We start from the raw sequence: 20324 nt of genomic DNA, 5'->3' as shown, positions 1-20324 counted from the left end.
CGCTGGCGGTGGAGCACGGGTGCCGGCAGGCCGATAGTAGCCAACGATGCAGGGGCCCCATCACCCCCAGCGGCTCCCGCCCCTAAAGCTGAACGCATTCAAAATAAAACCACGACGCAGTTCACCTCTTCCCCATCTGTTCATCGTCGCGTAAAAGAAGCAGGTGTACGTCGCCGGAAGTTGTCCGAGGTTCCCCTGTCCGTCCCGTCTCCCCTGTTCCGCTGTGCGCCGGAAATGCCCCGGGCGCCGGACACCTTTGCCTCCTTCCTGCGCGAAGAACGCGGGCCGTTGTGCGCCTTCCTGCGCGCGCGCGGCGTCGGCCCGGACGATGCGGAAGACATCGCGCAGGACTGCATGGAACGGCTGATCCGCTACCGCAGCCACGGCAGCGACGAACTGCGCCTGCTGCTGTACCGCATCGCCCGCAACCGCCTGGCTGACCGTGGCCGCTCACCCCAGGCACGCCCGCACCTGTCCCTGGCCGAACACGAAGGCAGCAGCGAGCCGCCCAGCCCCGTGCCGGATCCGCTGCGCCAGGCCGAGTCCGGGCAGATGCTCGGCCTGCTGCGCGCGGCGCTGTTCAAGCTGCCCGAGCGGGCACGCCAGGTCTACCTGCTCAACCGCATCACCGGCATGAGCTACACGCAGATCGCCAGCCACTGCGGCATCACCGCCAAGACCGTGGAAAAACATATCGCGCGGGCCCTGCAGGGCCTGCGCCAGGAACTGGGGCCGGACCCGTTCCACCCGGATGGGGAAGGCCGATGAGCCGCCACACACCTGCCCAGGCCGATGCGCTGTTCCAGCGTGCCAGCGAATGGGTCGCGCGGCTGGAAGCGCCGGACTGCAGCGCCGACGAACGCGAGGCCTTCGAGGACTGGCTGGCGGCCCACCCCACGCACGTGCAGGCCTGGGCACAGGCAGAGCGGCTGTACCAGCACAGCGCGGCGCTGGCTGGCGACAGCGGGCTCCGCAGCCGCGCTGCCCGGACCACACGGGCACCGTCACCCACATACCGGCGCTGGCCGCAGCTGGCCGTCGCAGCCGGCATCTGCCTGGCCGTCGGCCTGGGCTGGATGCTGGTCAACGACGGGTTCCCCACGCCACAGGTCCAGGCCAACCACAGCCTGCATGCGCAGCGGCAGGTGCTGCCTGATGGCACGGTGGCCGTGCTTGACGCCGGCACCTCGCTGACCATGCGCATCGGCTGGCGCACCCGCCGGATCACGCTGGACAGCGGCCGCGTACAGCTGCAGGTCGCCCCATCATCGCGGCCGCTGCGGGTCCAGGCCGGCAGCAGCACCATCCGCGATATCGGCACCACCTTCCAGGTCGAGCGCCTGTCGGCCGGCCACGTCGATGTCGCCCTGCTGGAAGGGGCGGTGGAAGTGAGCAGCGGCCGTGCGCAGCAGATGCTGCTGCCCGGGCAGCAGCTGCAGGTGCTGCCGTCGGGCAGCATGCTGCGCGGCCCACCGGTGTCCAGCGCGGCCAGTACAGGCTGGCTGCAGGGGGCACTGGTGTTCGATGCCACGCCGCTGTCGGTGGTGGTCGAACGCATGAACCGCTATACGCGCACGCCGCTGGTGGTCACCGACCCATCGGTTGCCGCGCTGGCGGTGAGTGGAACGTTCCGCGCGGGCGATGCAGAGGACCTGCTGTCCGTGCTGGAACTGGGATGGTCGATCTCCGCCCAGCGACGTGCGGATGGCGCGCTGGAACTGCACCGCACCCGCTGAGGCCATCGGCATGGCAGCATGCTGGCCGCTGCTGCACGCACTGCGCTGGCCGCTGCTGTGCGTGGCCCTGGTGGCGGCCTGCCCCGCCACCGCCCGGGCCGACAACCGCCCGCGCAGCAGCACCGACTACCACATCGCACAGGGCCCGCTGGTACAGGCGCTGCAGCAGTGGGCGCGGCAGAGTGGCCATGCGCTGGTCTTCGATGCACGCGAACTGGCCGGGCTGGGGTCAGCCGGGATCAGTGGCACGCTGCCATCGATGGTCGCCCTGCAGCGCCTGACCGATGGCCTGCCGGTAACCGTGCTGCAGACCCCTTCGGGCACCATCGCGGTGCGCCGCCGCACGCCCTCCCCGGCGCCCGCAGCGCCCGCCGCAGTGGCCCGGGTGGCAGCCCCACCCGCCCCCGCAGTGCCGGCACCGGCCGATGTGGAACTGGCGCCGGTGCATGTGACCGGCAGCCGGCTACCGCGCACCTCGGTGCAGACCACGCTGCCGGTGGCGGTGATCGACCGCGATGAAATCGTGCGCAGCGGCTATGGCACCCTGTTCGACCTGCTGCGCCACCTGCCCGGCATGAACGGCCACCCGCCGTTGAGCACCTCGCGCAGTGGCGATTCGGTGTACCTGCCAGTCGGTGCGGCGGCCACCACCAGCCTGGATGGCATGGGGCCGCGCGCCACGCTGTTCCTGGTCAATGGCCGACGGCTGCCACGCTACCCCATGCTGTCGCTGGAGCTGGGCGGGCTGACCGATCTGGGCGGCATTCCGCTGAGTTTCGTGGACCGCATCGAACTGGTGCGTGGCGGTGCGTCGGCCATCTACGGTGCCGATGCGATGTCCGGGGTGGTGAACATCATCCTGCGTGACCAGGCCGACGGCCCTGAAGCCATGCTGCAATCGGGCGTGAGCAGCCAGGGGGATGGGCAGCAGTACCGCCTGCAGGTGGCCACCGGCGGGCTGCGCGACGGTGGCGACCGCTGGTTCGCCGGCCTGGACATGCACCGCGCCGCACACGTGGCCGGCGACCGCCGCGCATGGCACGGCGACAGCGAGCGCTACCCGATGGGGCTGGTGACCCGCGATGGCTACTACCTGCTGCCAGCGCGCCTGTGCCCTGCCCCGCTGGAGCTCGACAGCGAGGGGTGCTGGCTGGATGCCTCACGCTCGCGTTCGCTGCAGCCGGAAGCCACCACCCTGGCCGCCTATGCGCGCTACCGCCACGACCGTGGCCAGGGCCGCTATGTGTACCTGGAAGCACGCGGCAGCCAGAACCGGCAACGCTTCGAACTGGGGCCGACGGCGGCGGCGATCGCCGTGCCCGGCTACAGCAGCCTGGTCTTCAACCAGGCGTTCCCCGAAGGTGGCCAGATCCGCCCGCGCGTGCGCGCCAGCGAAGCGGACATTACCATCGGCCTGGGCCGCGACCAGCACGGGCGCAGCTGGGAGGCCGGCCTGAGCCGCCAGCGCAGCGAGGTGTCCCTGGCGACCGATGGCACGCTGCGCACGCAGACGCTGCAGGACGCGACGCAGCGTGGCTTCATGCCCGGCTTCAGCACCGTGGCGGCCGACACGGCCAGCGATCTGTTCGCCCGCATCGAGAACCGCGGCCGCACCGACCAGTGGCAGGCCTGGTGGGGCGTGCAGCGCGACCTGTTCACCCTGCCTGGCGGTGCCGCGCAGCTGGCCAGCGGGGTGGACCTGCGGCGTGAGACCTGGACCTCGCAGCCGGACCCGCTGCTGGGCGAAGGCGAGCTGGCGCTGGGCCTGCCACAGGGCTACCGGCACATGACGCGCACCGCCAGCGCCGCTTACGGCGAACTGGGCATGCCGCTGGCCTCGACGCTGCGCCTGGACCTGGCCGGGCGCCTGGACCACGACAACGGCACCCGTGCGTTCTCGCCACGCGTGGGCCTGCGCTGGACACCCAGCGAACAGTGGTCGTTCCTGCTGGCCAGTGGCCGCGGCTACCGTGCGCCCAGCCTGTTCGAACAGCGCCGGCCACCGGGGTACTTCCAGCAGGTGTGGGTGAACCCGCAGGGCCTGCCCCCCTGCGCGCAGCCCACCCGCCGTGGCTGCCTGGTCGGCGTGGACGTGGTGGAAAACCCCGAACTGCAACCGGAACGCTCGCGCAGCCACTCGCTGGCGGCCAGCTGGTCGCCGACACCGGCGCTGTCGCTGTCGCTGACCCACAACATCGTTGAACTGCGCAATGAAATCCTCGCGCTGCAGCCGGCCGATGCCAGCTGGGCACCGGATACCTGGGTACGCAACGATACCGGCAGGCTGCAACGGCTGCGGCTGTACTTCGACAACATCGGCCAGACCGTTTCGCGCAACTGGGTGCTGCGTGGCGAGTACACCCTCGACACCCGCAGCACAGGCCAATGGCGGTTCTCGCTGGATGCCCTCAAGCAGCAGACACTGGAACGGCGCCGCGACCATGGCGATACCGTGGACCTGCGCGGCCATGGCGCCCCCACCCGCGCTGCGGTGCTGGCCGCGCAATGGCAGAACGATCACTGGGACATCGCCCTGCGTGGCAACTACACCGGGCGTACCCGCGCCTGGGAGGCCGGCACCACCTGTCGCCCGGACCAGCACGAACAACAGCGCTGCATGAACCCCGACCAGGTGCGCTGGAACCTGCACCTGGCGCGGCAGCTGGGCCGCCGCGTGACGGCCGCGCTGGACGTGCACAACCTGCTTGATGCGCAGCCGGTGAACTACCAGGCCGACAGTGGCGGGCAGCTGGCCGGGCTGGACGATCCGCTGGGCCGCTACTTCCTGCTGACCCTGCAGTTCCGCTGATCGGCACCGGCCACCGAGCGCGCAATGCCGTACTGCGCGACGTAATAGGTGGCCAGCACCAGCAGGCTGGCCTGCGGCAGCCCACCGGCGAAGCGGTCCCAGGCCAGCAGAGCGTCGCTGGCCACGAACAGCAGCGCGCCACCGGCCGCCCAGCGCGCACCGGGAGGTGATGCGTGGCCTTGCATCGCGCGGGCCAGCGCCAGTGCCGCCATCAGTGCCAGCGCGCCCACGTAGACCAGCACCGGCAGGCGCATCGGCACGGGCAGGTGCGGCCACAGGCCGATCACATTCACCGCCGCCACAGCGCCCAGCAACAGCACGCTGGCCAGCAGCGCCCGCCCGCCGCGCGCGCCCCCGGCAAAGGCGGCGATGTAGCACAGGTGCGCCAGCAGGAAGGCCACCAGCCCCGGCAGGAAGGCGTCCAGCGGCAGCATCAGCGCGATATCGCCCAGGCACGACAGCGCCATGCCCAGCAGCACGCCACGCCGGTAACGCGGCGACAGCGCCGGCTGCACCTGCCAGACGATGCTGGCGATCAGCAGCGTGGCGGCTGGCTTGGCCAGCCAGTGCAGCCACCGCGCATCCGCCGCCGCAGAGGCGCCGACGATCGCGGCGACCGCCAGCAGCACGATGCCCGCATCGCGCAGGCGCGGGTTCATCGCGCCTTCCACAACTCGGCTAGGCGGTCGGGGCGACCGGCGATGCGTTCCAGCACCGGGTACTGCAGGCCACCGTGGTACGCGATGTCCATCGGCTCGATGCGGTCGAACTGCTTCACCAGCAGGCGGATCGGCGCCTTGTCCGTGGCGGCGCGGGCCACGGCATCCTTCAGCCGTTCATGGCTGTACTCGCGCCCTTCCACCGCGACCACCCGCATGCCCGGTGCCAGGCCGGCGTTGAAGGCCGGGCTGTCCCACAGCACATCACCGACCACGCCACCTTCGGCCACCGACGCGCCAAGCGAATAGGTGAGGTTGGCGACCTTGCTGCGCTTCTCCTGCGCCTTGAAACCCTCATTGGGTACATCGCGGTAGACCAGCTTCCAGCCGGCCGCCTCCAGGCCACCGATCAACGGGCCATGGCCGTCCAGGCGCTCGCGCAGGTAGCTGGCCCAGTCGTACGGCGCGATGCCGTTCAAGGTCGCCACCACATCCTCGAAGGTGTACGGATTGACGTTCCAGTCACCGTTGCCCATGCCGAAGAACGCCTTGGCGAAGTCATCCAGGCTGCGGCGGTTGCCACTGAGTTCGCGCAGCTTGCCTTCCACGTCCAGCCACAGCATCTGCCCGCCGGAGTAGTAGTCCTCGCTCATCTGGTAGTTGCGGTAGGCCAGGCTGCGGCGCTGGGCGATGGTCGGGTCGTTGGTGGTGTCCTGCAGCGGACGCCAGGCGCGGCCCGGGCGGCCGCGGTCATACACGGCAGCGACGTTGGCCAGCGTGTCGCGGGCCTGCGCCACGCTCCACAACCCCGAGCGCGCGGCCAGCACCTGGCCCCAGAACTGGGTCTGCCCTTCGTACACCCACAGCAGGCTGTCGCCCATCGGCACGTTGAAATCCGGCGTGGCCAGATCCTTGCCGCGGCGGTACTTGCCGTTCCAGGAGTGGTTGTATTCGTGCGGCAGCAGGTCACGGCCCAGCCAATTGGCATCCCAGTCGGTGAAGTAGCCGGGCGCGGCGCTGTTCTCGCTGGAGCGGTGATGCTCCAGGCCGATGCCGCCGAGGCGGTCGGTCAGGGCCAGCAGGAAGTCGTAGTGGTCGTAGTGGCGCGCGCCATAGAGCTTGTCGGCCTGCTGCACCAGCGCGCGGTGCAGCTTGAGCTGCTCATCGCTGACCTTCAGTGATTTGGCCTCGTCGGCGAACACGTTCAGGTGCACCGGCACCTTGGCGCCCGGGTCCAGGTCGAGCCGCGTGTAGTGCAGGCCGGCGAACAGCGGTGAATCGACCAGGTGGTCATAGCGGATCGGCTTGAACACCACGGTGTCCCCCTCGCGGCGTTCGGTTTCCAGTGCGGTCGCGTAGGACCAGCCCTTGGGCAGGGTGACACGGGCCTGTGCCTGCAGTTGCCCCGCCGGCACACCCGCCGGATACAGCGAGTTGGCGTTCCATTGCAGGTTGAGCATTTCCGGGGTCATCACCACCCGGCCCTGGCCACCGCCCTGCGAGGACAGGAAATTGAAGCGCGCCACCACTTCACCGGCACCGGCCGGTACGTTCACCTTGAAGGCATAGACGTTGTACTGGTCCCGCTCCCACTTCAACGGCTTGCCGTTGGCGGTGACCTGCAGGCCGGCCAGCTTGTCGATCGGCCCGGTGGGCGAATGGTTGCCGGGAATCCACTGCGGGTACAGCAGGGTCAGCGGGCCCGGCTTGGCCGGGATGGTGGTGGTGACCTTGAAGATGCGGCGGTCCAGGTCACGCGCATCCACGTCGATGCGCAGCGTGCCCGGCCAGGCGCTGTCTGCGGGCGGCGCGCTCTGTGCGAAGGCCGGAGCACTGCCAAGGGCAAGCAGCAGGGAAATTGCCAAGGCCGGCGTTTTCATCACGGAAGCATCCTGTGGAGGGGGCTTCCGATGCTAGGCCTGCGGGACGCCATGCCCCATGGCCAAAGGTCATGGGACGGTGGATCCACCCCTGCGTGGATGCCCACCGGTACGCCCGCGCCCTGCGTGGACGCGGTACGGTCCGATCAATCCACCAATCGCAGCCGCAGTTCCTTCGGCAACGCGAACACCATCGATTCCGGTTCGCCGTCCAGTTCGGACACGCCATTGGCCCCCAGTTCGGCCAGGCGCGCCAGCACGCCATCGACCAGCACCTGCGGCGCGGAAGCACCGGCGGTCACGCCGATGTGCTGCTTGCCGGCAACCCAGTTCGGGTCGATTTCATGCGCACCGTCGATCAGGTAGCTTTCCACGCCTTCACGGCGGGCCAGTTCGCTCAGGCGGTTGGAGTTGGAGCTGTTCGGCGAGCCGACCACCAGCACCAGATCGCAGCGCTTGGCCAGGTCGCGCACGGCATCCTGGCGGTTCTGCGTGGCGTAGCAGATGTCATCGTTCTTCGGGCCCTGCATGGCCGGGAAGCGATCGCGCAGGGCGTCGATGATGCCGCGCGTGTCATCCACCGACAGCGTGGTCTGGGTGGTGTAGGCGAAGTTTTCCGGCTGGTTGATCTGCAGCGTGGCGACCTGCTCCACGTCCTCGACCAGGTAGATCTGCCCGGTACCGGCTTCGCGGTTCCACTGGCCCATGGTGCCTTCCACTTCCGGGTGGCCGGCATGGCCGATCAGCACCACGTCACGGCCGGCACGGCAGTGGCGGGCGACTTCGAAGTGGACCTTGGTCACCAGCGGGCAGGTGGCATCGAACACCTTCAGGCCACGGCGCTCGGCTTCCTGGCGCACGGCCTGGGACACGCCGTGGGCGCTGAAGATGACCGTGTTGTTGTCCGGCACTTCGTCCAGTTCCTCGACGAAGATCGCGCCGCGCTGCTTGAGGTCATCGACCACGAAGCGGTTGTGCACCACTTCATGGCGGACATAGATGGGCGCGCCGAGCGTTTCGATCGCGCGCTTGACGATCTCGATCGCACGATCGACGCCGGCACAGAATCCACGCGGGTTGGCGAGCAGCACATCCATCAGTTCAATCTCCCGGCAGCGGCCGGCTTGGAGTTACGGGTTGGCATTATCCGCCTTTTTGGCGGGCTTGCCCTCGAACAGGCCGAACAGGGCGATACCCACGGCCCCGACCACGATGGCCGCATCGGCCAGGTTGAACGACGGCCAGTAGTGGTCGCCGATGTACCACTGGATGAAATCGACCACGTGGCCGTGGACCAGGCGGTCGACCACATTGCCGATGGCGCCGCCGATGACCAGGGCATACGGCACGGCGCTGCGCCAGTTGCCACGGGCGGTACCGCGCAGCCACCAGGCCATCAGGCCGCTGATGCCCAGCGCCAGCGCGGTGAAGAAGTACTTCTGCCAGCCGCCGGCATCGCTCAGGAAGCTGAAGGCCGCACCGGTGTTGTAGGTGCGGAACCAGTTCCAGAAGCCGTCGATGACCACCACCGGCTGGTACTCGGGCAGGCTGGACAGCACCCAGGCCTTGGACCACTGGTCCAGGACGATGACCAGCACCGACAGCAGCAGCCAGACCAGTGCATTCGGGTTCGGACGCGGCGCGGCCATCAGAACCACCTCCTCGCTTCACCGGCACCGTCGACGTTGCTCACGCAGCGGCCGCACAGCTCCGGGTGATCGGCATGGGCGCCCACATCGGCGCGGTGGTGCCAGCAGCGCACGCACTTGGCCTTGGTGGTCGGCTGTGCACTGACGAACACATCATCGGTGGTGGCCGGGCGCACCTGCACGTCGCCACTGATGAACAGGAAGCGCAGCTCATCGGCCAGCGGCTGCCAGCGCGCGGCCTGCTCTTCGCTGGCGGCGATGGTGATTTCCGCTTCCAGCGCCGCACCGATGGCACCGTTGGCGCGCATCGGTTCGAGCACCTTGGCCACCTGCTCGCGCACGGCCAGCAGCTGCTCGAAATCGGCCGCGCCCAGCTGGGCATCGGCCGGCAGCGGCGCCAGGCCGTCGTACCAGGTGGAGAACAGCACGTGGCCGGCGCGCTCGCCCGGCAGGTAGCCCCACAGCTCGTCGGCGGTGAAGGTCAGGATCGGCGCGACCCAACGGGTGAACGCCTCGGCGATGTGGTGCATCGCGGTCTGCGCCGAGCGGCGGCCGTGCGAATCGGTCGGCATCGTGTACAGCCGGTCCTTGGTCACGTCCAGGTACAGCGAGCCCAGATCGACGCTGCAGAAGTTCAGCAGCAGCTGGACGATCTCGGCCATGTTGTACACGTCGTACGCGGCCTTGATCTTTTCCTGCAGTTCCCAGGCGCGGTGCACGATCCAGCGGTCCAGCGCGACCATCTCCGCCGGTGCCACCTGGTGGCGGGCCGGATCGAAGCCGTCCAGGTTGCCCAGCAGGAAGCGTGCGGTGTTGCGCAGGCGGCGGTAGGCATCGGCGTTGCGCTTGAGGATCTCCTGCGACAGCGACATCTCGTTGCTGTAATCGGCCGAGGCGATCCACAGGCGCAGGATGTCCGCACCCAGCGTCTTCATGATGTCCTGCGGCTCGATGCCGTTGCCCAGCGACTTGGACATCTTGCGGCCGTGCTCGTCCACGGTGAAGCCGTGGGTGAGGCACTGCCTGTACGGGGCGTGCTGGTCGATGGCCACGCCGGTCAGCAGCGAGGACTGGAACCAGCCGCGGTGCTGGTCCGAGCCTTCCAGGTACAGGTCGGCCGGCTTGCCGAAGCCGCGTGCCAGCAGCACGCCTTCATGGGTGACGCCCGAATCGAACCAGACGTCGAGGATGTCGGTGACCTTCTCGTAATCGGCCGCTTCGCTGCCCAGCAGCTCGGCCGCATCCAGCGAATACCAGACGTCGATGCCCTCGGCTTCAACGCGGTCGGCCACCTGGTTCATCAGTTCCACCGAACGCGGGTGGATCTCGCCGGTCTGGCGATGGGTGAACAGCGCGATCGGCACGCCCCAGGTGCGCTGGCGCGAGATGGTCCAGTCCGGACGGCCATCGACCATGCTCTGGATGCGCGCCTTGCCCCAGCTCGGGAACCAGCCGACGGTGTCGATGGCGGCCAGCGCATCGCGGCGCAGGTGGGCCTTGTCCATCGAGATGAACCACTGCGGGGTGGCGCGGAACACCACCGGCGTCTTGTGGCGCCAGCAGTGCGGGTAGCTGTGGCGGATCTCGACGAAGGCCAGCAGCGCGCCGCTGTCGCGCAGTACCTGCACGATCAGTTCCTGCGCCTTCCACAGGTGCTGGCCAGCCAGCACCACCCCACCGGCCGGCGGGGTCGATTCCAGGTACAAGCCACGGCCGTCGATCGGGGTCACCTGGCCGGCGTTGTACTGCTCCAGCAGGCCGTACTTCTGGCTGACGACATAGTCTTCCTGGCCGTGGCCGGGCGCGGTATGCACGGCACCGGTGCCGTCCTCGTCGGAGACGTGCTCGCCGTTGAGCACCAGGATGTCGCGCTCGGCGTAGAACGGGTGGGCCAGCACCTGGCGGTCCAGCGCGGCACCGGCGGCGCGGCCGTGCACCACCACCTCATCCACGCCGTAGCGGGCCAGCGAACGCTCGGCCAGCGCCGCGGCCAGCACCAGCCAGCGCGGCTGGTCGTTGTGCGCCGGCCCTTCCACCAGCACGTACTCGATGTCCGCACCCAGCGACACCGCCAGCGAGGCCGGCAGCGTCCACGGGGTGGTGGTCCAGATCGGCACGGCCACGTCCACGCCGGCCGGCAGGGTCACGCCGAACCGCTGCGCCAGCGCCTGCGGATCACGCGCGGCGTAGGCCACGTCGATCGCCGGGGAGGTCTTGTCCTGGTATTCGATCTCGGCCTCGGCCAGTGCCGAACCGCAGTCGAAGCACCAGTAGACCGGCTTGGCGCCGCGCACCAGGTGGCCGTTGGCCACGACCTTGGCCAGCGCACGGATCTCGTTGGCCTCGAAGTCGAAGCTCAGGGTCTTGTACGGGTTGTCCCAGTCACCGGTCACGCCCAGGCGCTTGAAATCGGCGCGCTGGATGTCGATCTGCTCTTCGGCGAACTCGCGGCACTTCTGCCGGAATTCAACGGCGTCGAGCTTGGTGCCGACCTTGCCCCACTTCTTTTCCACCGCGATCTCGATCGGCAGGCCATGGCAGTCCCAGCCCGGCACGTAGGGCGCATCGAAGCCGGCCAGGTAGCGCGACTTGACGATGATGTCCTTGAGGATCTTGTTGACCGCGTGGCCCAGGTGGATGCGGCCGTTGGCATACGGCGGGCCGTCATGCAGCACGAACAGCGGGCGGCCGGCAGCGTTGTCGCGCAGCTGCTGGTAGAGCCCCTGCGCTTCCCAGCGCGCCAGAATGCCCGGCTCGCGCTTGGGCAGGTCGCCGCGCATCGGGAATTCGGTGGCTGGCAGGTTCAGGGTGGTCTTGTAGTCCTGGCTCACGCAGTGGCTCGCAATCTATGTTCGGAAAGGATGGCGCGCGCCTGTTCGGCATCGCGGTGCATCTGGTCGGTCAACGCCGCCAGGTCGTGGAACTTCTCTTCATCACGCAGCTTGGCGACGAATTCGACTTCGATGTGGCGACCGTACAGGTCGCCCTGGAAATCGAACAGGTGCGCCTCCAGCAGCGGCTCGACCCCGTCCACGGTGGGCCGGGTGCCGAAGCTGGACACCGACGGCCACGGCTGGTCGAACACGCCGTGGATCCAGGTGGCGTAGATGCCGGCCAGCGGCGGGGTCTTGGGGAAGCGCAGGTTGGCGGTGGGGAAGCCCAGCGTACGGCCCAGCTGGCGGCCGCGCACCACCCGGCCGCTGATCGCGTAGGGGCGCCCCAGCAGGTCGCCGGCGCGGGCGAAATCGCCGTCCTGCAGCAGCTGGCGGATGCGGGTGCTGGAAATGCGGTCGCCGTGCAGGTCCACCGCATCGATCTCGCCGGCGGTGAAACCGCGCGTGGCGCCCATCTTCTGCAGCAGGGCCAGATCGCCGCGGCGGCGGTTGCCGAACTGGAACTGCGGGCCGATCCAGACCTCGCGGGCACCCAGCCGGCTGACCAGCAGGCGCTCGACGAACTGCTCGGCCGGCATCGCGGCCATGGCCGCGTCAAAGCGCAGCAGGCCCACCGCGTCCACACCCAGTTCGCGCAGCATCGCGACCTTGTTGCGGGCCAGGGTCAGCCGCGGCGGCGGCGTGCCCTGGGCGAAGAATTCACGCGGCAGCGGCTCGAAGGCCACGGCCACGGCCGGCACGCCCAGGGCGCGCGCGCGCGCGACGGCATGCCGCACCAGCGCACGATGGCCCAGGTGCAGGCCGTCGAATGCACCGATGCAGACCACGCTTCCGCTGGGGAACAGCTCCCCGCCCTCGACGCTTCTGAACAGCCTGCTCATCAACTCTTGATCCGGCCCGCCAGGGGCCGCCGTTTCCATGGTGTAACCATGAAGTATAGCCGCCGCAGGCGACGATCAATGCCCGCGCAGGTCGCGCGGGCGGAAGCCGAGCGCCAGCAGGGCCAGCAGGTAGGTCAGGCCGCCGCTGCCGACCAGCAGGGCCAACCCGCCGATCCGGTGCCACTTGTCCATCCCGGTGAAGGCCGGCAGGGCGTACAGCAGTGCCAGCAGCACGCCGACCATGGCGATGCAGGCCAGTGCCAGCCGGCCGACATAGCCGCCCCAGCCCGGCCGGCGCTGGTAGACATCGGTCTTGCCCAGCCAGTACCAGAGCAGGCCCAGGTTCAGGTAACTGGACAGCGCGCTGGCAATGCCCAGCGCCAGGTGCAGGCCCGGCTGCTTGCCCAGCGCCACCATCACGCCCTGCGCCTTCAGTTCGTCGGGCACCATCACCTGGTACAGCACGGCCAGCAGGGCGAAGTTGAACACCATGTTGGCCACCAGGGCCGCCACGCCGGCACGCACCGGGGTCTTGGTGTCCTGCCGGGCATAGAAGGCCGGCAGCACCACCTTGAGCAGGGCGAAGGCCGGCAGGCCGAAGCTCAACCCGTACACCGACAGCGCGGTCATGCGGGTATCGAAGGCGGTGAACTGGCGGTACTGGAACAGCGTGGCGATCAGCGGCTCGGCCAGCAGCAGCAGGCCCAGCATCGCCGGCACGGCGATCAGCAGCGTGGTGCGCAGGCCCCAGTCCAGCGCATGGGAGAAGCCCTCGCGGTCGGTGCTGACATGGTGGCGGGCCAGCGCCGGCAGGATGACCGTGCCCAGGGCCACGCCGAACACGCCCAGCGGCAGTTCCAGGAAGCGGTCAGCCAGCGACAGCCAGGACTGCGAACCATCGGTCAGCTTGGCGGCGATCAGCGTATCCAGCAGCAGGTTGATCTGCGCCACCGACGAGCCGAACAGGGTCGGCACCATCAGGGTCAGCACCTTGCGCACGCCCGGGTGGCGCCAGCCCCAGCGCGGCAGGGTCAGCAGGTTGATGCCCTTCAGCGAGGGCAGCTGGAACAGCAGCTGAAGCAGGCCGGCGGCCAGTACCGCCCAGCCCAGCGCCAGGATCTGCTTTTCCGGGGTGCCGCCCAGCCGGGGGGCCAGCCAGACCGCGCCGCCGATCATGCACAGGTTGAGGATGACCGGGGTCAGCGCCGGCATGGCGAAGCGCTGGAAGCTGTTCAGTGCCCCGCCGGCCAGCGCGGTAAGCGAGACGAACAGCAGGAACGGGAAGGTCAGCCGGAACAGGTCGACCAGCAGGCCCTGCTTGGCCGGGTCGGTGTCGGCACCGCTGGCGAAGGCCACCGCCAGCTGGGGGGCGAAGATCAGCGCCAGCGCGGTCACCAGCAGCAGCACCCCGCCCAGGGTGCCGGCCACGCGGGACATCAGTTCGCGCAGTTCGGCGTGGCTGCGGGTTTCCTTCACCTCGGTGAACACCGGCACGAAGGCGGTCGCGAAAGAGCCTTCGGCGAACAACCGGCGCAGGAAATTGGGTACCCTGAAGGCGACCCAGAAGGCGTCGGTCACCGCATTGGTGCCGAACGTGGTGGTGATCACCTGGTCCCGGACCAGCCCGAGGACCCGCGAGACCATGGTCATGCTGCTGAACGACAGCAGGCCCCGCAACAGCTTGGGTGAACTCACTCCACGTCCCTCTTGACAATCGACTTGACGTACATTTCTGGCGCCATCATACTAGCTAGCTTGCTGTTCCCATAACACCGATTTTTTCAGGAAACCACCACCGTGGCCAATATCAAGTCCGCCAAGAAGCGCGCCAAGCAGACCGTCGTGCGCAACGCGCGCAACGTGGCTCAGCGCTCGATGCTGCGCACCGCTGTCAAGAAAGTGATCAAGGCGCTGGACGCCAACGATGCCGCCGGCGCCGAAGCCGCCTTCGCCGTTGCCCAGCCGATCCTGGATCGCTTCAGCGCGCGTGGCCTGATCCACAAGAACAAGGCTGCCCGTCACAAGAGCCGCCTGAACGACCGCATCAAGGCCCTCAAGGCCGCCTGATCCGGCGTTGCCGCCCTGCCCTCCGGGGCCGGGTCGCAGACAAAAGCCCGGCCCCTGGCCGGGTTTTTTGTTGCCTGCGATCCGAGGCCGCCACGGCGCCCGCACCCGTCGCGCGCCGCCAACAAAAAACCCGGCCGAAGCCGGGTTCCTGCGGAAACCACAACGGCATCACTGCGCGTTGCGGGCTTCCAGCTCATCTTCCTTCTGGCGATCGAAGAAGGCCATGATCCGGCTCATGATCGGGAAGGTGCCTTCGCGGCCCAGCGCGGAGACCAGGAACCACGGCTCCTTCCAGCCCAGCTCGGCGACGATCTGCTCTGCCGCGGCCTGGGCCTCGTCCTCGAACATCAGGTCGGCCTTGTTCAGCACCAGCCAGCGCGGCTTGGCCAGCAGTTCCGGGTCGTGCTTTTCCAGCTCGCGCTCGATGGCACGCACCTGCTCGACCGGGGAAATGCCTTCCACACCGCCTTCCATCGGCGAGATGTCCACCAGGTGCAGCAGCAGGCGGGTGCGCTGCAGGTGGCGCAGGAACTGCGCGCCCAGGCCGGCACCATCGGCGGCGCCTTCGATCAGGCCGGGAATGTCGGCGATGACGAAGCTGCGGTAGTTCTCGACCTTCACCACACCCAGGTTCGGGTACAGCGTGGTGAACGGGTAATCGGCCACCTTCGGCGTGGCGGCCGACACCGCACGGATCAGCGTGCTCTTGCCGGCATTGGGGAAGCCCAGCAGACCGACGTCGGCCAGCAGCTTCAGCTCCAGCTTCAGGGTACGCTCTTCGCCCGGCTCACCCGGCAGCGCCTGGCGCGGCGAGCGGTTGGTCGAGCTCTTGAAGTGCATGTTGCCCAGGCCACCACGGCCGCCCTGCGCCACCAGCAGGCGGTCGCCATGCCGGGTCAGGTCGCCGATGATTTCGTCGGTCGCCACGTTGATCACCACGGTGCCGACCGGCACGGTGATGGTCAGGTCTTCGCCACCCTTGCCATAGGCCTGGCGGCCCATGCCGTTCTCGCCGCGCTGCGCCCTGAAGATGCGGTCATGGCGGAAGTCGACCAGGGTGTTCAGGTTTTCGTCGGCGCGGATGTACACGCTGCCGCCCGCACCGCCGTCGCCGCCGTCCGGGCCGCCGAGCGGAATGAACTTCTCGCGACGGAAGCCAATGCAGCCGTTGCCGCCGTTGCCGGCGAACACTTCGATTTCTGCTTCGTCTACCAGTTTCATTGTTTCAGTGCCTGCGATGGGCGCGGCATCTGTGCCGCTGCCTTGGATGTAATGCCAGCTGCAAGCCGGCAACCCGGCGCGGCCGGTCTTCCTGTCACTCTAACGAAAAGCCCCGCCGAAGCGGGGCTCTTCATGCAGCGGTGCCATGCCGGGGCATGGCCGCCGGCCGTTGCCGTATCAGGCTTCGACCGAGACGACGCTGACGGTGCGACGCTTCTTCGGGCCCTTCACCGAGAACTCCACCTTGCCGTCCGTCAGGGCGAACAGGGTGTGGTCACGGCCCAGGCCGACGCCGGTACCCGGGTGGAACTGGGTGCCGCGCTGGCGCACGATGATGTTGCCGGCTTCGATGGCCTGGCCGCCAAAGATCTTGACGCCGAGGTACTTCGGGTTGGAGTCGCGACCGTTGCGCGAGGAGCCTACGCCCTTTTTATGTGCCATGACTGCTTCTCCTGATGCTTAGCCGGCGATGCCGGTGATCTCGATTTCGGTGTAGTACTGACGGTGACCCTGACGCTTCATGTGGTGCTTGCGGCGACGGAACTTGATGATCCGCACCTTGTCAGCACGACCCTGGGACACGACCTTGGCAGTGACCGAGGCGCCGCTCAGCGCGTCGCCGATCTTGATGCCATCGCTGTCGCCCAGCAGCAGGATGTTGTCGAACTTGATCTCGCTGCCGACTTCGACTTCGAGCTTTTCAACGCGGAGCGTTTCGCCCTGCGCTACGCGGTATTGCTTACCGCCGGTGACCAGTACTGCGTACATGACCAGGCCTTCCTCTGTAGTTATTGTGGTCTGAGCTGCCGCCATCGAGGGCGGACAGGAGCGGGATTGTACGCAGATCAGCCGGGACGGGTCAAGTCAAGCCCTGAACGGCCCGGGCCGGGGCTGCGGCGCCGGGGCCTGCCCGGCTGAACGGTTCGGGGTCCACGCTGCCGGGCAGGGCCCAGCCTGCACAAAGCTGTCGGCCTGTCTCACAAGGTGAGACACCGGGCTGGCATTGTCGCCCATTGCCCCCATCTGGTCACCTCGGTAGGCTGACCGATTGCTGCTCCCCGCTGGTTCGCCCTGCTGGCCGGCACCCAGCCAACGCCCCCACAACCGGATTCCCCATGGCGATGGATTTCATCCGCATCCGCGGCGCGCGGACGCACAACCTGAAGAACCTCGACCTCGACCTGCCCCGCGACAAGCTGATCGTGATCACCGGCCTGTCCGGCTCGGGCAAGTCCTCGCTGGCCTTCGACACCATCTACGCCGAAGGCCAGCGCCGCTATGTCGAATCGCTGTCGGCCTATGCGCGCCAGTTCCTGAGCGTGATGGAGAAGCCGGACCTGGACCACATCGAGGGCCTGTCCCCGGCCATCTCGATCGAACAGAAGTCGACCTCGCACAACCCGCGCTCGACCGTGGGCACGATCACCGAGATCTACGACTACCTGCGCCTGCTGTACGCCCGCGTCGGTACCCCCCGCTGCCCGGACCACGGCTACCCGCTGGAAGCGCAGACGGTCAGCCAGATGGTCGACCAGGTGCTGACCCTGGACCCGGAACAGCGCTACATGCTGCTGGCCCCGGTCATCCGTGACCGCAAGGGCGAGCACGCGCAGGTGTTCGACCAGCTGCGCGCGCAGGGCTTCGTGCGCGTGCGCGTGGACGGCGAACTGCATGAAATCGACGCGGTACCGCCGCTGGCACTGCGCCAGAAGCACACCATCGAGGCGGTGATCGACCGCTTCCGCCCGCGCGAAGACATCAAGCAGCGCCTGGCCGAGAGCTTCGAAACCGCGCTGAAGCTGGGCGACGGCATGGCCTCGGTTCAGTCGCTGGACAACGCCGAGACCAAGCCGACCCTGTTCTCGTCCAAGTACTCCTGCCCGGTCTGCGACTACTCGCTGCCGGAACTGGAACCGCGCCTGTTCTCGTTCAACGCGCCGATGGGCGCCTGCCCGGGCTGCGATGGCCTGGGCATGGCCGAGTTCTTCGACCCCTCGCGCGTGGTGGTGCACCCGGAACTGTCGCTGGCCGCGGGTGCCGTGCGTGGCTGGGACCGCCGCAATGCCTACTACTTCCAGCTGATCGCCTCGCTGGCCAAGCACTACAAGTTCGACGTCGACGCGGCGTGGAGCTCGCTGCCGGCCGATGTGCAGCAGGCGGTGCTGTACGGCAGCGGCGAGGAGGCGATCACCTTCACCTACTTCACCGAAGCCGGTGGCCGCACCCAGCGCAAGCACCGCTTCGAGGGCATCATTCCCAACCTGGAACGCCGCTACAAGGAAACCGAATCGGCGGCGGTGCAGGAAGAACTGGGCAAGTACATCAGCGAACGGGCCTGCCCGGAATGCAATGGCGCGCGCCTGAACAAGGCCGCCCGCAACGTGTTCGTGGCCGACCGCCCGCTGCCGGAGCTGGTGGTGCTGCCGATCGACGAAGCGCTGACCTTCTTCAACGAGCTCAACCTGCCGGGCTGGCGCGGCGAGATCGCGACCAAGATCGTCAAGGAGATCGCCGAGCGGCTGGGCTTCCTGGTCGACGTGGGCCTGGATTACCTGACCCTGGAGCGCAAGGCCGATACGCTGTCCGGTGGCGAGGCCCAGCGCATCCGCCTGGCCAGCCAGATCGGCGCCGGCCTGGTCGGCGTGATGTACGTGCTGGACGAGCCGTCCATCGGCCTGCACCAGCGCGACAACGAGCGCCTGCTGGGCACCCTCACCCGCCTGCGCGACCTGGGCAACACGGTCATCGTGGTCGAGCATGACGAGGATGCCATCCGCCTGGCCGACTACGTGCTGGACATCGGCCCGGGCGCGGGCGTGCATGGCGGCGAGATCGTCGGCCAGGGCACCCTGCAGGACATCCTGGAAGCGCCGCGTTCGCTGACCGGCCAGTACCTGTCGGGCAAGCGCGCGATCGAGATCCCGGCGCGCCGGCACAAGCCGAACCCGAAGATGACCCTGCGCCTGCGCGGGGCCAGCGGCAACAACCTCAAGGGCGTGGACCTGGATATTCCGTCGGGCCTGCTGACCTGCGTGACCGGCGTGTCCGGCTCGGGCAAGTCGACCCTGATCAACGACACGCTGTTCTCGCTGGCCGCCAACGAGATCAACGGCGCCTCGCACCCGATCGCTCCGTACAAGGAGATCGATGGCCTGGACCTGTTCGACAAGGTGGTGGACATCGACCAGTCACCGATCGGCCGCACCCCGCGCTCGAACCCGGCCACCTACACCGGCCTGTTCACCCCGCTGCGCGAACTGTTCGCGCAGGTGCCCGAAGCGCGCGCGCGCGGTTATTCGCCGGGCCGCTTCAGCTTCAACGTGCGCGGCGGCCGCTGCGAAGCCTGCCAGGGCGATGGCCTGATCAAGGTGGAGATGCACTTCCTGCCGGACGTGTACGTACCCTGCGATGTCTGCCACGGCAAGCGCTACAACCGCGAGACGCTGGAGATCCTGTACAAGGGCCACAACATCAACGACGTGCTGGAAATGACCGTCGAGGATGCGCTGAAGCTGTTCGAGCCGGTGCCCTCGATCGCGCGCAAGCTGGAAACGCTGGTCGATGTGGGCCTGAGCTACATCAAGCTGGGCCAGAGCGCGACCACGCTGTCCGGCGGTGAAGCGCAGCGCGTGAAGCTGTCCAAGGAACTGTCGCGCCGCGATACCGGGCGCACGCTGTACATCCTGGACGAGCCGACCACCGGCCTGCACTTCCACGACATCGAAGCGCTGCTGGGCGTGCTGCACAAGCTGCGCGACGAAGGCAACACGGTGGTGGTGATCGAACACAACCTGGACGTCATCAAGACCGCCGACTGGATCGTGGACCTGGGGCCGGAAGGCGGCCATCGCGGCGGCACCATCCTGGTCACCGGCACGCCGGAAGACGTGGCGGCCTGCCCGCAGTCGTACACCGGCCAGTTCCTGGCCAAGATGCTGCCCTCCACCAGCGCACGCCCGGAACGCCCGGCCGCGGTGGCCAACAAGCCCGACGCCCGCCCGCCGCGCAAGGTGAAGCCTGAAAAGCCGGCCAAGAAGGCCGTCGCCGCCAAGAGCACCGGCACCGCCAGCAAGAAGAAGAAGGACGCCTGATGAGCAGCGAACACAAGATCCTGGCCCGCATCCCGATCAGCGTGCGCTGGCGGGACATGGACAGCATGGGCCACGTCAACAACGCCAAGTACATTTCCTACCTGGAAGAAGCGCGCGTGCGCTGGATGCTGGGCGTGGAAGGCGTGTCGATGACCGACCGGATCGCACCGGTCGTGGCTGCCACCAACGTCAACTACAAGCTGCCGATCGTGTGGCCCAACGACATCGTGGTCGAGCTGTTCGTCGAACGCCTGGGCAACAGCAGCGTGACCATCGGCCACCGCATCGTCGACCCGCAGGATGATGCGAAGCTGTACTCGGATGGCAACGTGGTGGTGGTCTGGATGGACACCCAGACCGGCAAGAGCGCGCCGCTGCCGGACGCGATCCGCAACGCGTCGAGCTGATGCGCTTCTGGCTGATGCGCTTCTGGTAGA

The 20324-nt window shown here is 68.2% G+C and carries 16 protein-coding genes; 6 read left to right on the top strand and 10 right to left on the bottom strand.

Translation table 11 applies throughout. The annotated features are described in order from the left end of the window. Positions 1-234 precede the first annotated feature (234 nt). The 3 genes from Q9R17_RS14125 to Q9R17_RS14115 are packed head-to-tail and all read left to right on the top strand — an operon-like array spanning position 235 to position 4545. Positions 235-768 (top strand): RNA polymerase sigma factor, encoded by a 534-nt coding sequence (locus Q9R17_RS14125; protein ID WP_308158350.1) that lies wholly within the window; start codon positions 235-237, stop codon positions 766-768. Further along, complete coding sequence (locus Q9R17_RS14120; protein ID WP_308155235.1) at positions 765-1736, top strand: FecR domain-containing protein; 972 nt, start codon at positions 765-767, stop codon at positions 1734-1736. Before Q9R17_RS14125 ends, Q9R17_RS14120 begins: the two co-directional genes overlap by 4 nt. 10 nt (positions 1737-1746) lie before the next feature. Then, positions 1747-4545 carry a TonB-dependent receptor gene (locus Q9R17_RS14115; RefSeq protein ID WP_308155234.1) on the top strand — a complete coding sequence of 933 codons (2799 nt, stop codon included), beginning with the start codon at positions 1747-1749 and terminating at the stop codon, positions 4543-4545. Here Q9R17_RS14115 and Q9R17_RS14110 read toward each other — a convergent pair. From Q9R17_RS14110 to murJ, 7 genes are all read right to left on the bottom strand, one after another. Beyond that, entirely contained in the window at positions 4515-5204 is a 690-nt protein-coding gene (locus Q9R17_RS14110; RefSeq protein WP_308155233.1) for a lysoplasmalogenase, read from the bottom strand. The genes Q9R17_RS14115 and Q9R17_RS14110 overlap by 31 nt on opposite strands. After that, positions 5201-7084, bottom strand: coding sequence for a peptidase M61 (locus tag Q9R17_RS14105; protein WP_308155232.1), 1884 nt, complete (start codon positions 7082-7084; stop codon positions 5201-5203). Before Q9R17_RS14105 ends, Q9R17_RS14110 begins: the two co-directional genes overlap by 4 nt. 146 nt (positions 7085-7230) lie before the next feature. Further along, positions 7231-8181 (bottom strand): 4-hydroxy-3-methylbut-2-enyl diphosphate reductase, encoded by a 951-nt coding sequence (gene ispH, locus Q9R17_RS14100; RefSeq protein ID WP_308155231.1) that lies wholly within the window; start codon positions 8179-8181, stop codon positions 7231-7233. 33 nt (positions 8182-8214) lie between these two features. After that, positions 8215-8733: a signal peptidase II gene (lspA, locus tag Q9R17_RS14095; protein WP_308155230.1), complete on the bottom strand. Its 519-nt coding sequence runs from the start codon at positions 8731-8733 to the stop codon at positions 8215-8217. Next, complete coding sequence (ileS, locus tag Q9R17_RS14090; protein WP_308155229.1) at positions 8733-11564, bottom strand: isoleucine--tRNA ligase; 2832 nt, start codon at positions 11562-11564, stop codon at positions 8733-8735. Before ileS ends, lspA begins: the two co-directional genes overlap by 1 nt. Continuing rightward, positions 11561-12508, bottom strand: coding sequence for a bifunctional riboflavin kinase/FAD synthetase (locus Q9R17_RS14085; protein WP_308155228.1), 948 nt, complete (start codon positions 12506-12508; stop codon positions 11561-11563). Before Q9R17_RS14085 ends, ileS begins: the two co-directional genes overlap by 4 nt. 75 nt (positions 12509-12583) lie before the next feature. Then, positions 12584-14188, bottom strand: coding sequence for a murein biosynthesis integral membrane protein MurJ (gene murJ, locus Q9R17_RS14080; protein ID WP_308158349.1), 1605 nt, complete (start codon positions 14186-14188; stop codon positions 12584-12586). A 117-nt stretch (positions 14189-14305) separates the two neighbouring features. Here murJ and rpsT point away from each other — a divergent pair, with 117 nt between their 5' ends. Further along, the gene (gene rpsT / locus Q9R17_RS14075; RefSeq protein WP_005408560.1) at positions 14306-14575 is read left to right on the top strand and encodes a 30S ribosomal protein S20; all 270 of its coding nucleotides are present in this window, start codon (positions 14306-14308) and stop codon (positions 14573-14575) included. A 168-nt stretch (positions 14576-14743) separates the two neighbouring features. On the opposite strand, the gene cgtA is transcribed toward rpsT, so the two are convergent. The 3 genes from cgtA to rplU all read right to left on the bottom strand — a co-directional run bounded on the left by cgtA (position 14744) and on the right by rplU (position 16564). After that, positions 14744-15796 (bottom strand): Obg family GTPase CgtA, encoded by a 1053-nt coding sequence (cgtA, locus tag Q9R17_RS14070; RefSeq protein WP_308155227.1) that lies wholly within the window; start codon positions 15794-15796, stop codon positions 14744-14746. A 177-nt stretch (positions 15797-15973) separates the two neighbouring features. Further along, complete coding sequence (rpmA, locus tag Q9R17_RS14065; protein ID WP_049467623.1) at positions 15974-16237, bottom strand: 50S ribosomal protein L27; 264 nt, start codon at positions 16235-16237, stop codon at positions 15974-15976. Between the two features lie 18 nt (positions 16238-16255). Further along, positions 16256-16564 (bottom strand): 50S ribosomal protein L21, encoded by a 309-nt coding sequence (gene rplU / locus Q9R17_RS14060; protein WP_308155226.1) that lies wholly within the window; start codon positions 16562-16564, stop codon positions 16256-16258. A 347-nt stretch (positions 16565-16911) separates the two neighbouring features. Here rplU and uvrA point away from each other — a divergent pair, with 347 nt between their 5' ends. Together uvrA and Q9R17_RS14050 are read left to right on the top strand one after the other, a co-directional pair. Next, entirely contained in the window at positions 16912-19887 is a 2976-nt protein-coding gene (uvrA, locus tag Q9R17_RS14055) for an excinuclease ABC subunit UvrA (RefSeq protein WP_308155225.1), read from the top strand. After that, on the top strand, positions 19887-20294 hold the full coding sequence (locus Q9R17_RS14050; RefSeq protein WP_308155224.1) for a thioesterase family protein: 408 nt from the start codon (positions 19887-19889) through the stop codon (positions 20292-20294). The genes uvrA and Q9R17_RS14050 overlap by 1 nt, the downstream gene beginning before the upstream one ends. Positions 20295-20324 lie beyond the last annotated feature (30 nt).

Origin of the sequence: Stenotrophomonas sp. 24(2023) (assembly GCF_030913365.1) — a bacterium.
In the GTDB taxonomy this organism is placed as follows: domain Bacteria; phylum Pseudomonadota; class Gammaproteobacteria; order Xanthomonadales; family Xanthomonadaceae; genus Stenotrophomonas.
This window is presented reverse-complemented; position numbering and strand designations above follow the sequence as displayed.

Excerpts from the sequence above, each read along its gene's own strand:
- Q9R17_RS14125 (WP_308158350.1), top strand. The coding sequence starts at position 235 with ATGCCCCGGGCGCCGGACACCTTTGCCTCCTTCCTGCGCGAAGAACGC.
- Q9R17_RS14120 (WP_308155235.1), top strand. The coding sequence starts at position 765 with ATGAGCCGCCACACACCTGCCCAGGCCGATGCGCTGTTCCAGCGTGCC.
- Q9R17_RS14115 (WP_308155234.1), top strand. The coding sequence starts at position 1,747 with ATGGCAGCATGCTGGCCGCTGCTGCACGCACTGCGCTGGCCGCTGCTG.
- Q9R17_RS14110 (WP_308155233.1), bottom strand. The coding sequence starts at position 5,204 with ATGAACCCGCGCCTGCGCGATGCGGGCATCGTGCTGCTGGCGGTCGCC.
- Q9R17_RS14105 (WP_308155232.1), bottom strand. The coding sequence starts at position 7,084 with ATGAAAACGCCGGCCTTGGCAATTTCCCTGCTGCTTGCCCTTGGCAGT.
- ispH (WP_308155231.1), bottom strand. The coding sequence starts at position 8,181 with ATGGATGTGCTGCTCGCCAACCCGCGTGGATTCTGTGCCGGCGTCGAT.
- lspA (WP_308155230.1), bottom strand. The coding sequence starts at position 8,733 with ATGGCCGCGCCGCGTCCGAACCCGAATGCACTGGTCTGGCTGCTGCTG.
- Q9R17_RS14085 (WP_308155228.1), bottom strand. The coding sequence starts at position 12,508 with ATGAGCAGGCTGTTCAGAAGCGTCGAGGGCGGGGAGCTGTTCCCCAGC.
- cgtA (WP_308155227.1), bottom strand. The coding sequence starts at position 15,796 with ATGAAACTGGTAGACGAAGCAGAAATCGAAGTGTTCGCCGGCAACGGC.
- rpmA (WP_049467623.1), bottom strand. The coding sequence starts at position 16,237 with ATGGCACATAAAAAGGGCGTAGGCTCCTCGCGCAACGGTCGCGACTCC.
- rplU (WP_308155226.1), bottom strand. The coding sequence starts at position 16,564 with ATGTACGCAGTACTGGTCACCGGCGGTAAGCAATACCGCGTAGCGCAG.
- uvrA (WP_308155225.1), top strand. The coding sequence starts at position 16,912 with ATGGCGATGGATTTCATCCGCATCCGCGGCGCGCGGACGCACAACCTG.
- Q9R17_RS14050 (WP_308155224.1), top strand. The coding sequence starts at position 19,887 with ATGAGCAGCGAACACAAGATCCTGGCCCGCATCCCGATCAGCGTGCGC.